Below are 12,891 nucleotides of genomic sequence, written 5' to 3'. Positions count from 1 at the left end.
GTCTTCGCGGTCGACTACCCCTTCGCCGGGAACGAGGGCGTCCTGCCCTTCTTCGAGCAGGCCAACCTCCCGCGGAAGTCCAAGCTCAAGATCGCCCATGAGAACGCGGAGCGTCTGCTGCGCCTCTGACCGTCCTCACGCCATGCCTTGTCCCGCCCGGCATCCCGGGCGGGACGAGGTGTGTCCGGCGGCTTCCTGCCGAGCGACCGCCCACGTGAGGAGGTTTGCGGCGAGGGCATTGCCTGGTCATGTGAGAATCACGATAATGATTATCGCGATGCAACTGGTCACGCATGCAGGCGGTGATCACCGCACCGCGCCCGGCCGGGACCGCGCGCGACGACTGCGGCATACGCTGAAGACGCGGCCCCGTCGACACGCCGACACCCACAGCCGGCCTGCGAAGGCGAGCCGTGTGCGGGTGACGCCCGAGCGAGCAGCGACGTGACGATGCCTCGCCGTGCGCAGAAAGGAGGACGCCCTGTGGACGCCCTGAGTAAAGACGAGGCCGGCCCCCGTTCCGCGGACCGCGCACCCGCGGCCCCGGAACATGGCGGACGCGGCGGTACCCTGCCGGATCTGCGCTGGTTGCGGCGCCTGGCGCCCCGCCGCCCGGGAGGTGTCCGTGCGGCCAGCTCCCCCGAGACGGTCGCCGAGACGACGGCGGTCCTCGGGCCGGGGCCGGTGGAGTGGGCCGTCGAGGTGGGCCATGACATGGCGACCACCATCTCCCACGAGATCCCGGAGTTCGGCAGCGGCGAAGGCCCGTTCGAGACGCTGCGCATGGGCACGGAGTCGGCGATCCTCCGGTCGCTGATCATGCTCGTCGACCCGTCGGTGAGCGCCCCGATCACCGAGGAGGCGCTCCAGGGAGACCGCGACTTCGTGCGCCGCGGTGTGCCGTTGGACAAGGTCATGCGCGGTATTCACCTCGGGCATGCCGGGATGGCCCACGCCTTCATGGCCGCGTGCGAGACCCTCGTCCCGGCCGAGCAGCGGCCGGCGCAGATGCGGCACCTCTCGTCCATGCTGTTCCGGTTCATCAACGGCTTCTCCTCCCACATGGCGGAGGAGTACCTGGCCGAACACGACCGCTGGGTCACCAGCACCGCGGCGGCGCGTGAGGCGACGGTGCGTGCCATCCTGGCCGGTGAGGCGGTGGACGTCGAGGCCGCCGCACGCATGCTGGACTACCCCCTGGCGCGGGAACACATCGCCCTCAGCGCCTGGTTCGACCGGCCCACGGGCACCAGCAGCGCCGAGCTGCAGCGAGCGGCCGTCGGCTTTCTCCGTGGTTGTCAGGCCACGGCCACGCTGGTGGTGCCGATCGGACGGACGGGGCTGTGGGCATGGGGCTCGCGGGGTGCCTGGCTCGACGACGCCGTCCCGCCCGCCGGATCGCTTCCGGTCCGCGACAACATCCGTCTGGCCTGCGGCTCGGTGGGGACGGGCGTGGCGGGCTTCCGGCAGACCCACGAGGAAGCGCTGCTGGCCGCCCGCCTCGCGCAGGCGAACCCGCGCCCGGACACCCAGGTCGTCCGCTACGAGGACATCGAGGTGGCCGCGCTGCTCAGCGCCGACCTGCCGCGCGCGCGGCGGTTCCTCCAGCGTGAGCTGGGGCCCCTGGCCGCCCGGACCGAGCAGGCCGCGGAACTGCGGGAGACCCTGCGCCACTACCTGGCGTCCGGGCGCAGCCTGAAGGCGGCGGCCGAGCAGACACATGTGGCCCGCAACACCGTCGCCTACCGGGTCAAGCGGGCCCAGCAGCTCCTGGGACACGACATCGGCGCGCGGCGCTTCGAGACGGAGACCGCCCTGCACCTGGTGTCCGTGCTGGGGCCCGCCGCCCTCACCCCGGCCGAGGCGCCCGAGAGCGCCCCGGCGTGGTGACGGCACATGGTCGCGACCGTCAGACGAGCGGGGTGACCTGCTCCTCGATCCCGAGCAGCGCCCGCCCGTAGAGCTCGGTGGAGATCGCCGGATTGATCACGGCGTGCCGGCTGCCGGTCTCCTGGTCCCGCCAGATCCGCTGCAACGGGCTCACCTCGGCGAAGCTCCCGGCACCCTGCACGCTCAGCAGCATGTCGATGGCCTCCCGGCAGCGCCGGGCCACATAACCGGTGTCCATGCGGGCCCGGGCACGGTTGAGGACCGGCATGTACCGGCCCGCGCCGGCCCACGCGTCGATGTCGTCGGCGGCCCGCATCAGATGCAGGTACGCGGTGTCGATCAACTGCGCGGCCTCTGCCACCTGCATCTGCGTGGACGGCGACTCACTGGCCCGGTCGTAGAAGGTGTACGAGATGCCCTTGCCCTTGGCCAGCGAGGCGGTCACCGTCTCCAGGGCTCCACGCGCCAGCCCCAGTTGAGGGCCGGCCAGCACCAGGGCGAGTACGGGGACGAACGCCGAACGGTACAGCGCCTCCTCCTTGTACTCCGTGGGGTACTCGCCCTCGATCGCCCGGGTCACCGACATGATCCGGTGGGACGGCACGAAGACCTCGTCGGCGACGAGCGTGTTGCTGCCGGTGCCGCGCATCCCGGCGACGTGCCAGGTGTCCTCGACGGTCAGGTCCTCCATCGGGATCAGGGCCAGACCCTGGTCCACCTGCTCGCCGGAGTCGTCGACGACGGGCATCCCGAGCAGCGCCCACTGGGAGTGCAGACAGCCCGAGGCGAAGCCCCAGCGGCCGGTCACCACCTGTCCGCCCGCCGCGGCCCTGCTGGTGGAGCTCGGGGCGATCACGCCGCACACCCGCGCCTGCGGATCGGCGCCCCACACCTCCTTCTGGGCCTGCTCCGGATAGAGGGCGGTCAGCCAGCCGCACACGTTGATCAGCGTCGCCGCCCAGGCCGTGGACCCGCAGCCGCGTCCCAGCTCCGCCCCGACCTCCAGGAACGTCCTGAGGGTCGTTTCGTGGCCGCCGAGCCGACGGGGCACGGTCAGCCGGAACAGCCCGGCCTCGGCCAGCGCGTTGATGTTCTGCTCCGCCACACGGCGGTCGCTCTCGGTCCGGGCCGCGTTGTCGCGCAGCATCCCGACCAGGCCTGCGGCCCGTTCGACGAGCTCGGCGGCCTGCCCGGTCGGCTGGGGCGGGACTGGATTGATGCTGGTCGTCATGGTGGTTCCTCAGATTGTCGGCCGCGGCGACGCGTGGTCACGTCGCACGGGGTGCGGTCTTGTACGAGGGATTCGACGCCCTGCGCGGCACCGGTGTCCTCGTGCCGGGACGGCAACATTCGGTGCGGCCGTGGGGTTGTGGGGCCGTGGCCGGACGACTGTAGGACTCGCGCCCCAGCCGTGTTCCGCACCTTTGGACCCTGAGCCCATGTCATCTCGACGTGATGGTGAGTTCACTTTCCCGAAACTCCCCTTCTTGGAGGTCGTGATGTCAGGACCGAGCACTTCCGAAAAGCCCCGGCCGGTGGAAGCGGTGGACGCGGCCCTGTTCCGCAGGGTCCTCGGCCGGGTGCCGACCGCGGTGTCGGTGGTGACGGCCGAGGGTGCCGACGGGCCCGTCGGCGTGACCGTGGGCAGCTTCACATCGGTGTCCCTGGATCCACCGCTGGTGGCCTTCTTCTGCGGTCTGCACTCGGCCAGCGCCGCGGCCATCGCGGCCGCGGGCCGGTTCTGTGTCAATGTGCTGGCCGAGGACCAGCAGCGCCAATGCGCCGCATTCGCCAGTCGTACCGGTGACCGGTTCGCCTCCGGCGCGTTCGACGCCGGTGAGAACGGCGCACCGCAGCTGCGGGACGCGATCGCCTGGATCGAATGCGAGGTCGACAGCACCTTCGAGGCCGGTGACCATCTGGCGATCATGGGCCGGGTGCAGCGGATGACGGCGGCGGGGAGCGACCGTCGGCCGCTGGTCTTCTACCAGGGACGGCTGGTCAAGCTGGACAGCGCCGCCGTACGCCATGCGCCGTCGCATCCCTTCGCCTGGTGGGACGCCTGAGGAGAAGTCACCGACCGTCCCGCGGGTCCGCGGTGCGGGGCGGGTGCCTGCCGGAGTGACGGGACGAGACCGGTGAAGCCGCCGCACTGCGGCCTCCGCGCCCGGCGAGGGCCGCCGCACGGCGCGCGATCAGGCGGCCGCTGTGCGGGCGACCTCGGCGCCGGCCCAGTCTGCCACCCGGCACACCTGGCGGTTCATCACCAGCCGGCCCGGGGCGTCGCCGTCGACGCCTCGCCCGCCCAGCACGGCACGGCCACCGGCCTGTGCGCCCACCTCGCGCCTCGTCTGCGCCTCGTGCAGTCCGACGCGGTGCCCCACCCACAGGCGATGACCGGCACGTACGACGTGCTGTACGGCATCCTCGGCGCCGTGGACCTCACCGAGCCGCGCGAGCTGCTGCCTGCGGCGGCCGGTGCTTGCCGCCGGGCGGCGGCTGGTGTTCGCGACCCTCGCCCACAATCTGAACGGGGCTCCCGCCCAGGCCGACGCGGTGGCTGCCGGCATTCCCGCGAAGACACCGGACGGCGGGGCGACGAGGATGCGCCGTTGCATCCTCCAGGAGGGCATGGGGACCGAGCTGCTCGACGAGGCCGGGTTCACCAGCATCACGGCCGACGTGCTGCCTGCCGCCACCGGCGGGCCGCGCGCCGCCGCCACGCTGCCGGTGAGCGCGTACCGCCCGTCCTGGAGCAGGGCGCTGAGCGCGCGGCGGTGATCTGCCCGAAGGTGTGAAGCGGAGGTGATCTCCGTCCGTCCGGGCGGTCCGGACAGCACACTGCTGGTTCTGAAGAGCGGACGGCCGTGCCCGCGGGGAGCGCGCCGGGCCGGCCGCGACCGGACGAACGGCGACGGGGGAGCAGGTGGCGCCACGACGTACTCCGCTCGGAGACAGGCTCCGCTACTGGTTCGACAGCACGCTGGCGCGCGGCGCCCCGGCTCTCGGGGGCTGGCTCGCCCTGCTGTGCCTGGCGGTCGTGGTGCCGGCCAGCGCGGCGGTGGTGTGGACCGACCCCGACGCTCCCGCCTCCCTGACCGGCCGGCTGTCCCAGGTCTGGCGGCTCACCGGCGAGACACTGCGGCTCGGCGGAGTCACCGGGGCGCCGCTCAGGGTCGCGCTGTCCGTGCTGCTCGCCCTCGTGGCCCTGCTGTACGTCTCCACACTCGTCGGACTGATCACCACGGCCCTGACCGAGCGGCTGATCGCGCTGCGCCGGGGCCGTTCCACGGTCCTGGAGCGCGGGCACGCCGTGGTGCTGGGCTGGTCCGAGCAGGTGTTCACGGTGGTCGGTGAGCTGGTCGCCGCCAACGCCAACCGGCGGGGAGCGGCCCTCGCCCTGCTGGCAGACCGGGACAAGACGGTGATGGAGGAGGCACTGAACACCAAGCTGGGGCCGAGCGGCCGTACCCGGCTGATCTGCCGCAGCGGTCCCACCACCGACCCCGCCGTCCTCGCCCTGACGAACCCGGCCGAGGCCGGTGTCGTCCTGGTCCTTCCCCACGACGAGCCCGACGCCGACGCCCAGGTCGTCAAGACCCTGCTGGCCTTCCGGGCCGCGCTCCCCGACCGCGACACGGGCCCGCCCGTCATCGCCGCGCTGCGCGACGACCGCTACCGGCTGGCGGCATCCCTCGCCGCAGGCCCCCACGGCATCGTCCTGGAGAGCGACACCGTCACCGCCGCCCTGATCGTGCAGGCCGCCCGCCGCCCCGGACTCTCCCTCGTCCACCGCGAACTGCTCGACTTCGCCGGGGACGAGTTCTACCTGACCGGCGAACCGTCCCTGGTCGGACGTACGTTCGGCGACGTGCTGCTGGCCTACACCGCTTCGAGCGTCGTCGGACTCGTACGCGGCCACACCCCCCTGCTCAGCCCACCACCGGACACGCCGATCGGCCCGGACGACCAGCTCGTCGTCATCTCCCGCGACGACGACACCGCACGGCCGGACGACTGCTCCCACCACGTGGAGGAGACCGCGATGGCGAGCGAGCAGCCGCCCCCCGCACCGCCCGAGCGGGTGCTGCTGCTCGGCTGGAACCGGCGGGCGCCCCTCGTCATCGAGCAACTCCGCCGCTGCGCCCGACCCGGCTCGGCCGTCGACGTGGTCGCCGAGGACGGCGAGGTCACACTCCAGCAGGTCGATGACGCCGACCGGGAAGCCGGCGCCGGTCTCACCCTGACCCTGCGGCGGGGCGACGTCACCCGCCCCGGCACCCTGTCCGACCTGGAGATCACCTCGTACGACAGCGTCATCGTGCTCGGCCGGGACCCGGCCCCCGAGCGACCTTCGGACGAACCCGACCTGCGCACCCTCGTGACCCTGCTGCTCCTGCGCCGGCTGGAGCAGGCCGCCGGACGAGAGCTTCCCGTGGTCACCGAACTGATCGACGACCGCAACCGGGCGCTGGCCCCCATCAGCCCGGGCGCCGACGTCATCATCAGCGGCAAGCTCATCGGCCTGCTGATGGCGCAGATCTCCCAGAACCGGCGGTTGGCGGCCGTGTTCGAGGAGCTGTTCTCCGCCGAGGGCGCCGGCGTCCACCTGCGACCGGCCTCCGACTACGTGCTGCCGGACCGCGAGACGGCCTTCGCCACCGTCGTGGCCGCGGCGCGGCTCAGGGGCGAGTGCGCCATCGGGTACCGAAGCCACGCCGACGCCTCCCTGAAGCCCGGCTACGGCATCCGGATCAACCCGCACAAGACCGAGCGCCGCCGGTGGGACGCGCGGGACGAGGTCGTGGTCGTCGGCCGGGAATGACCTGGACCACCCGGACGACGTGCGGGACCTCTGGTGCCGGAGCCGTCGAGAGAGACCGACATGTCGGCGATGCTGCGAGTCATGCCCGGGCAGACCCGAACCGCCGCCCGAACCCGTCGCTCACGCTTCCCCGACCTCGCGATACGACAGCCGGTGAGCCCTGGGGGCTTGCCCACGCCGACTTCGCGGACCGGTTCCGCGCGGGTCGGAATGGCGGTGGCGTGACCGTCATGACGGCTGAGAGCGGGGCGCCGGCCGGCGGGACGGTGAACGCGGGGGCGGTCCTCCGCCGGGGTGCCCCCCGGGGCATCGGCCGGCCCGACGGCTGGTGCCGTTCGTCGACGGCACCGAGCGTCCCGTCGAGGCCGGGCGGAGCGCCGCCTTGGACGGTGACGCCCCCACGCCTACCGCGGCGCGGGCGCCGGGACATGCCGCCTGATCACGACCGTGCACATCCCGCCCGGCCCTGCCCCTGCGGCTTGATTCGTGGCGCAAAAGGCAGCCTTGCGTGCAGTACCGGACATCCCCGACTCTGATGCGCAACGGGCGGGTCGAAGGGGGCGGAGGGGAGGGGCGCACCGGACCGTGGCGCCGGCACGCGCACGTCACGCGGCAGAGGGCGCGCGTCCCGCACCGGCCGCCGCCACCGTCACCGCCGGTTGACGTCAAGGACACGGTCGAAGTCCGCAGCGGCCAGGTAGGCAACTCATCGAGCGATGCCATGGGAAAGGGCGCCATCACCATGCCTGAAATCAACATCAGCGGTGTCTGGCAGAACGTGAAAGGCCCGTCGGACCTTTCGTCCTTCCGGGGCCTGGGAACCGGCAGGATCACCTGGGGCCAGCCCGCGGAGACCGAGACCAGCTCCTACGAGTTCGAGGGCGGCACCAACAACGTGGACGTCGACGGTGCCGCGTGGGTGCTGGGCACCTTCACTCACTCCAACTACCCGATCCTCACGCCGTTCGAGCGGTTCACGGTGGATCTGTACATCACGGCGAGTGTCGCGAACGGACCGACGCGCGACCTCACCATCACCTTCGACCACTACGAGTCGCCCAACCGGGGCCCCGAGGCGGCCCAGGCGGACGAAGTCACGGTGCACCCTCTCAGCGCGGAGGACAAGTGGCGGGCCCTGCGCTTCGTGAAGATCGGGGGAGTCGAGTCCGACATGATCTTCGAGGGCTTCTACTCACACGACACCCAGGTACTCAACCAGAAGTACCGCAGCCCTGAGGGCAAGAGCAACATGGCGGACCTGCACGTCCGGTTGGCCCGCTACAACGGCCCGAGGTAGCCACACCGCGCACGGACAGGGCGAGCGCCACCAGGCGGCGTATTCCCGTCGTCATGAAGCAGGCGCTCGCCGGCCCGCTCACCGAACACCCGGTCACGACAGCGATGGGACCACGCACGGTGGAAATGATCAAAAAGGTGACCGTCACGCTGCGGACGAGTACGCAGGAGGCCGGCTTCGAGATCCTCTACCGGACAGCCGAGACGCTCCAGGACAGTCGGGTCTTCGTCGGTCTCGCCGGCCGCGAGTTCCGCTGCTCGACAGGCCAGGGCGGGAAGCTGTTGGCAGGCTCGGTCGAGACCTTCGTCTTCGGACGCGACTCCAACGTCGTATCCGCCGCGGCCAACGACCCGACGCACCGCACGATGGCGGACGTCCGCGCCTACCCCGTCTACATCCGCTTCGAGCCCATGCCGAACGCGAGCGACCCCCAGGAGGACGACTGGTGCCTGGAGCACGTGCGGCTGGGCGTCGAGGGGACCGAGGGCAGCAGGGTCGACCTCGTCGGGCTGGAGGGACCGGAGCGGCTCTTCATGGGAAGTGACGGCGGGCACTTCCTCTACCTCCAGCCCGGCGCCCCTCACACCTGGTAGGGGTGGTGAACTGTCGCCCCCAGGGCCGGGAAGAGGCGGAGGCCGGCGACCGGAGGACCCACCTCATTCCGTGGCGCGCCGGCGGGCGGCGAGAACCGCGACGTCGTCCTCGTACGCACCGTTCGCCAGGCCGGCCAGGAACGTGTCGAGCATGCCGTCCAGGGGGCCGTCCGCGGGCAGGGTCAGCCCCTCCAGCGCCCTTACCGCGACGTCGATGTCCGTGCCGCGTCTTTCCACCAGTCCGTCGGTGTAGAGCAGCAGCACGGTGCCAGGGTCCGTGCGTACGGTGAGTGATTCGTAGCCACCGAGTCCGGTGCCGATGGGCGGGCCGGGCGGGAGCCACAAGACCTCGACGCTGCCGTCCGGCCGCAGGGCGGCGGGCGGCAGATGTCCCGCGCTGGCCGCCGTGCAGGTGCCCGCCTGCGGATCCAGGACCGCGAGGAGACAGGTGGCGAGGCGGTCGAGGCCGAGTTGCGCGACCTGGCGGTCGAACTCGCCGAGGGTCTTGTCGACGCTCGCGCCGGACGTGGCGACGGTGCGCAGAAGCGAGCGGTACTGGCTCATGGCGACAGCGGCCTGGAAGCCGTGGCCCATCACGTCGCCCATGACCAGCAGGGTGCGGGAGTCAGGCAGCGGAATCGAGTCGTACCAGTCGCCGCCGACGAGGACGCTGCGGCCGCAGGGGAGGTAGCGGGCGGCCACTTCGACGGCGGGGTGCGGGGTCCTGGGTTCGGACAGCAGGGCCCGCTGGAGTTCCAGCGCCATGGTGTGTTCGTGGCTGTAGCGGCGCGCGCTGTCGATGGCGAGGGCGGCCCGGTCGGCCAGCGCCTGGATCGTCACGAGGTCGTCCTCGTCGAAGGGCTGCGATGCGCCGGCCCGCCCCAGAAGGATGACACCGACCGGGCGGCCTGCCGTGATCAGGGGAGCGACGAGGACCGAGTGGATGCCGGCGGCACGGAAGAGCCTGGTTCGTTCGGGGTCTACGGTCACCTTCTGGAACAGCTCGTCCGAGGCCAGGTTGCCCAGCCAGGGCCGTCCGGTGTCCAGGCAGTGCCGCGTGGCGACGCCACGGGGAACGTCGACGTACGGACCTGGTCCGCCCAGTTGGCGCAGTAGCCATTCCATCCCGGGGGGCGCTGCGCCCCTCGCCTCGCGCAGCCGCAGGAAGCCGGGCGGGGGCGGGGGAGCACCGGTGGACTCCTCCTCGACGAGTGCCACCGCGGCCAGGTCGGTCAGTGCGGGGGCCAGGAGGTCGACCAGCTCCTGGCACGTGGTTTCGACGTCCAGTGTGGTGCCGACGCGCGTGGCGGCGGCGTCCAGCAGGGCAAGCCGCTGATGCGCGGTCTCCAGGTCGTCCAGATAACGGCGCAGACTACTGATCTCCACGCCGATCCCGCACAGACACGCGCCCCGGCCCGGCAGATCCACACGGTGATAGACCGCTCGCCAGAGCCTCTGCCCCAGCGGCGAGGAGACGTTTGTCGTTCCTGAGATGGTTGCCTCCCGAGGCTGCCCGTCCTTGAGCACCTCGCACAGGACGTCGTCCGGTCTCCGGAGGTCCGGCAGCACTTCCCCGAGCGTTCGCCCCAGGAACGCGGAGGCGGGCAGGCCACTGACCTCGACCCATGCCGGATTGACGTACAGATGACGCAGCTGGGCGTCGAGAACGGCGACGGGGGCCAAGGTCCCCTCTACAAGCTGACGCGCCGGAAGGTCATCACCTTCCGGGAAGTGCCACTGCGGCATGAACCCTCACCGTTCACCAGTTCCGTCTCGCGGCTGTCGCTGGAGCCCATGCATACCCCGTCGATGCCTGATCGTGTTGGTCAGCGCCTCCTGTACGACGTGATACGCCGCGAGGTCCACCCCGGTGGCAGCGGATCCGGCGGCAGCGACACCCGGACGCGTACGGGCGGGACCGGCGGCGCGTACGCGTGCGACGAGGGCGTCGAGCTGCGCGAGCTCCGGCTGGGCTCCAGCCGTCGGGCCTCTCGTGGTCCGGGGCGTCCGGCAGGTCCGTCACGGGGCGGAGTTCGGCCATGGCGGCCCGACCGCCCGCCTCGACGGCCGGCAGCGCCTCTTTCGACTGCTCGGCCGCCATGGCCGTCACCTTGCGGGCCGCGTCGGTCCGGACGACCGTCACGCTCACGCGTGATCAGACGGCGTGGACGCTGTGCCGAGGCCGGTGGTCAGCAAGGCCCGGCAGGCGGCGTGCGGAATTGCGACCTGCGGGCCCGGCGGGTGATGGTGACCGCGGTCGCGGTCGCGCGCGTGCGGGAACGGTGAGCTGAGCGGTGGCCGCGGTGTTCCTGTGTCCACAGCGCCGGCGGCTTCACGACGTCACCGATGTCCGGCACCGCCGGACGTTGCATGGCATCACCACCGACCTTGGGACAATCATGCGCCGAGTCGTCCGGCTCCTGGAGGCGCGCGAGGACGACCCGGACCGGCGAGCGACTGCTCCTCTTGACGGAACCACGGGGCGGCGCAGGAAAAGCGGCCCTTGTGCAGGGCCGCGAAGAGGACGAGAGGCGCCGGGTCAGGACGCGGGGGCTGGGGTGTCACACACGCGCGAACCCATGGCTCCGCTCCACTTTCGCCACATGCAGCGTGTAGCTCTGGTACCACTGAGCCTGCCCGCGCTTCTGCGCCACGCGGTGCTCGGCGTTGCACCGCCACTCCGTGAGGGCGTCGGCGTCACGGAAGTACCCGACGGTGATGCCCAGCCCGCCGGGTGTCTGCGCCAGGTCCATCCCCAGAAACCCGGGAACGTCCTTCACCAGGTCCTCCATGCGTGCGGCGGTCTCGTCGTAGCCGCTCTGGTCCTGAGCACGCACCGCGGTGAAGACAGCCATATAATAAGGAGGTTCAAATGCCTCGACAGGGGTCGGGGGAATTGCGTGCTGATCGTTCATGGAGCCACTGTACCGACCACGAACATCTCGTCGGCCAGCTTCTTCGCCATGATCACCGGAAGCCAGGTCTTCTCCTTGAACAGCTCGTCCCATTCCAGTTCGACGTAGCCCTCCCTGGTGCTCCAGTTCTTGGCGCTCTGGGACAAGTCACCGCGCCGGGCGCTGATGTTTATGTGCCGTACCTCGGGCGGCAGCGGATTGTCGTCGATCACGTCCTGGATCCGTCCGGGTGAGGCTTTGAGGAACGCGATGGCCGACGTTTTGGTGGGCACCGCGCCGGCGACGACGTCGAGGAGGTCGTGTCCGAGGTACGAGCCGACGTGGAGCCGGTAGGGATTGAGCGAGTAGGCCCGCTCGACCTGGTCCATGATCCCGTCGCCGCCCGGCCGGGCGGCGACCTCGATCACCCAGGCCGTCCCGTCCGCGGCGAACTTGATCTCCACATGGGCCAGTCCCCGGTCGATGCCCAGCGCGGCGCAGGCGCGCACGGCGAGGCCGGCCAGCACCGGGTCTCCGGTGCGGTGGCCCGGCACCAGGTGCGCCATCTCGGCGAACCAGGGGCGCGGGGACAGGTACTTGTCGGTCACGGTAAGGACCTGGGAGCGGCCGGCGCCGCAGAGGACCTCGACGGACACCTCGTCATCGGAGTCAATGAACTGTTCGACAAGATACTTGTCGCCGCGGATGTGGTACGACGATCCGTGCTGCGCGACGACGCCCTTGGCCTCCGCGAGACCGGCGACCGCCTCCTCGCGGGTGGTGGCCAGCACGACTCCGCCGCTGCCGCCGAAGTCGTACGGCTTGATGACCGCGGGCAGCCCGACGGCCTCGACGGCGTCGAGCAACTCCTGCTCCGTTTCGACCAGCTGTCCCCGCGGAGTCGAGACACCCGCCGCCAGAAGGGCCTTCTTCATGGCGTACTTGTTCCGGGCGTTGACCGCCACCGAGGCACCCAGCCCGCCCAGTCGCAGGGCACGGTTCACGGCGTTCGCCGATTCCACCGTCCAGTCGTTGAGCGGAACGACCATTCTCGGATGCCAGCCCTGCTCGGAATGCGCGCGGATGGCCTTCAGCAGGGAATCCGAGTCCATGGGATCGGCGGACAGCATGTAGTCGAACATGCGGTTCGACGTGCGTACGGCGTCCTTCGCGGCTGCCCAGACGGGGAGATCGGTAGCCTGCTTGGCCCCCAGGAGGGCCCGTTCACGAAGATACTGGTCGGCGCCGAGTAGAAGTACGTATTCGTTTCGTGGCATGGCTGCGTCCTATTTCCCGTTGATCCCCCTGCGGACGGTGCAGAGAGCGCATCGAACGGAACGAGGTTAATCATACGCATGACTGCGTGACAAGTACCCGATTTATGCTGGACTT

The 12,891-nt window shown here is 71.0% G+C and carries 11 protein-coding genes; 6 read left to right on the top strand and 5 right to left on the bottom strand.

Features of this window, described 5'->3' with window-relative positions:
• The first annotated feature begins 714 nt into the window (after nucleotides 1-714).
• Entirely contained in the window at nucleotides 715-1,890 is a 1,176-nt protein-coding gene (locus ACFF45_RS23355) for a PucR family transcriptional regulator (RefSeq protein ID WP_381348392.1), read from the top strand.
• A 19-nt stretch (nucleotides 1,891-1,909) separates the two neighbouring features.
• On the opposite strand, the gene ACFF45_RS23350 is transcribed toward ACFF45_RS23355, so the two are convergent.
• The gene (locus tag ACFF45_RS23350) at nucleotides 1,910-3,121 is read right to left on the bottom strand and encodes an acyl-CoA dehydrogenase family protein (RefSeq protein ID WP_381348391.1); all 1,212 of its coding nucleotides are present in this window, start codon (nucleotides 3,119-3,121) and stop codon (nucleotides 1,910-1,912) included.
• Between the two features lie 268 nt (nucleotides 3,122-3,389).
• Here ACFF45_RS23350 and ACFF45_RS23345 point away from each other — a divergent pair, with 268 nt between their 5' ends.
• Nucleotides 3,390-3,956: a flavin reductase family protein gene (locus tag ACFF45_RS23345; protein WP_381348390.1), complete on the top strand. Its 567-nt coding sequence runs from the start codon at nucleotides 3,390-3,392 to the stop codon at nucleotides 3,954-3,956.
• Nucleotides 3,957-4,085: 129 nt separating this feature from the next.
• Here the strand turns inward: ACFF45_RS23345 and ACFF45_RS23340 are convergent, their stop codons facing one another.
• Nucleotides 4,086-4,508: a hypothetical protein gene (locus tag ACFF45_RS23340; RefSeq protein ID WP_381348389.1), complete on the bottom strand. Its 423-nt coding sequence runs from the start codon at nucleotides 4,506-4,508 to the stop codon at nucleotides 4,086-4,088.
• A gap of 13 nt (nucleotides 4,509-4,521) precedes the next feature.
• Here ACFF45_RS23340 and ACFF45_RS23335 point away from each other — a divergent pair, with 13 nt between their 5' ends.
• The 4 genes from ACFF45_RS23335 (at nucleotide 4,522) to ACFF45_RS23320 (ending at nucleotide 8,605) form a co-directional block, all read left to right on the top strand.
• Nucleotides 4,522-4,671 (top strand): hypothetical protein, encoded by a 150-nt coding sequence (locus ACFF45_RS23335; RefSeq protein ID WP_381348388.1) that lies wholly within the window; start codon nucleotides 4,522-4,524, stop codon nucleotides 4,669-4,671.
• 145 nt (nucleotides 4,672-4,816) lie between these two features.
• Complete coding sequence (locus ACFF45_RS23330; RefSeq protein WP_381348387.1) at nucleotides 4,817-6,715, top strand: CASTOR/POLLUX-related putative ion channel; 1,899 nt, start codon at nucleotides 4,817-4,819, stop codon at nucleotides 6,713-6,715.
• 742 nt (nucleotides 6,716-7,457) lie between these two features.
• On the top strand, nucleotides 7,458-8,012 hold the full coding sequence (locus ACFF45_RS23325; RefSeq protein ID WP_381348386.1) for a choice-of-anchor K domain-containing protein: 555 nt from the start codon (nucleotides 7,458-7,460) through the stop codon (nucleotides 8,010-8,012).
• 53 nt (nucleotides 8,013-8,065) lie between these two features.
• Nucleotides 8,066-8,605 carry a hypothetical protein gene (locus ACFF45_RS23320; RefSeq protein ID WP_381348385.1) on the top strand — a complete coding sequence of 180 codons (540 nt, stop codon included), beginning with the start codon at nucleotides 8,066-8,068 and terminating at the stop codon, nucleotides 8,603-8,605.
• A 63-nt stretch (nucleotides 8,606-8,668) separates the two neighbouring features.
• Here ACFF45_RS23320 and ACFF45_RS23315 read toward each other — a convergent pair whose 3' ends face one another.
• The 3 genes from ACFF45_RS23315 to ACFF45_RS23305 all read right to left on the bottom strand — a co-directional run bounded on the left by ACFF45_RS23315 (nucleotide 8,669) and on the right by ACFF45_RS23305 (nucleotide 12,776).
• Nucleotides 8,669-10,351 (bottom strand): SpoIIE family protein phosphatase, encoded by a 1,683-nt coding sequence (locus ACFF45_RS23315; protein WP_381348384.1) that lies wholly within the window; start codon nucleotides 10,349-10,351, stop codon nucleotides 8,669-8,671.
• An 815-nt stretch (nucleotides 10,352-11,166) separates the two neighbouring features.
• Nucleotides 11,167-11,520: an antibiotic biosynthesis monooxygenase family protein gene (locus tag ACFF45_RS23310; RefSeq protein ID WP_381348383.1), complete on the bottom strand. Its 354-nt coding sequence runs from the start codon at nucleotides 11,518-11,520 to the stop codon at nucleotides 11,167-11,169.
• A complete protein-coding gene (locus ACFF45_RS23305; protein WP_381348382.1) occupies nucleotides 11,517-12,776 on the bottom strand; it encodes an ATP-grasp domain-containing protein in 1,260 nt (419 codons plus the stop codon). Before ACFF45_RS23305 ends, ACFF45_RS23310 begins: the two co-directional genes overlap by 4 nt.
• Between the last annotated feature and the right edge of the window lie 115 nt (nucleotides 12,777-12,891).

The sequence above is a fragment of the Streptomyces cinereospinus genome (genome assembly GCF_042430725.1).
GTDB lineage: Bacteria > Actinomycetota > Actinomycetes > Streptomycetales > Streptomycetaceae > Streptomyces > Streptomyces cinereospinus.
This window is presented reverse-complemented; position numbering and strand designations above follow the sequence as displayed.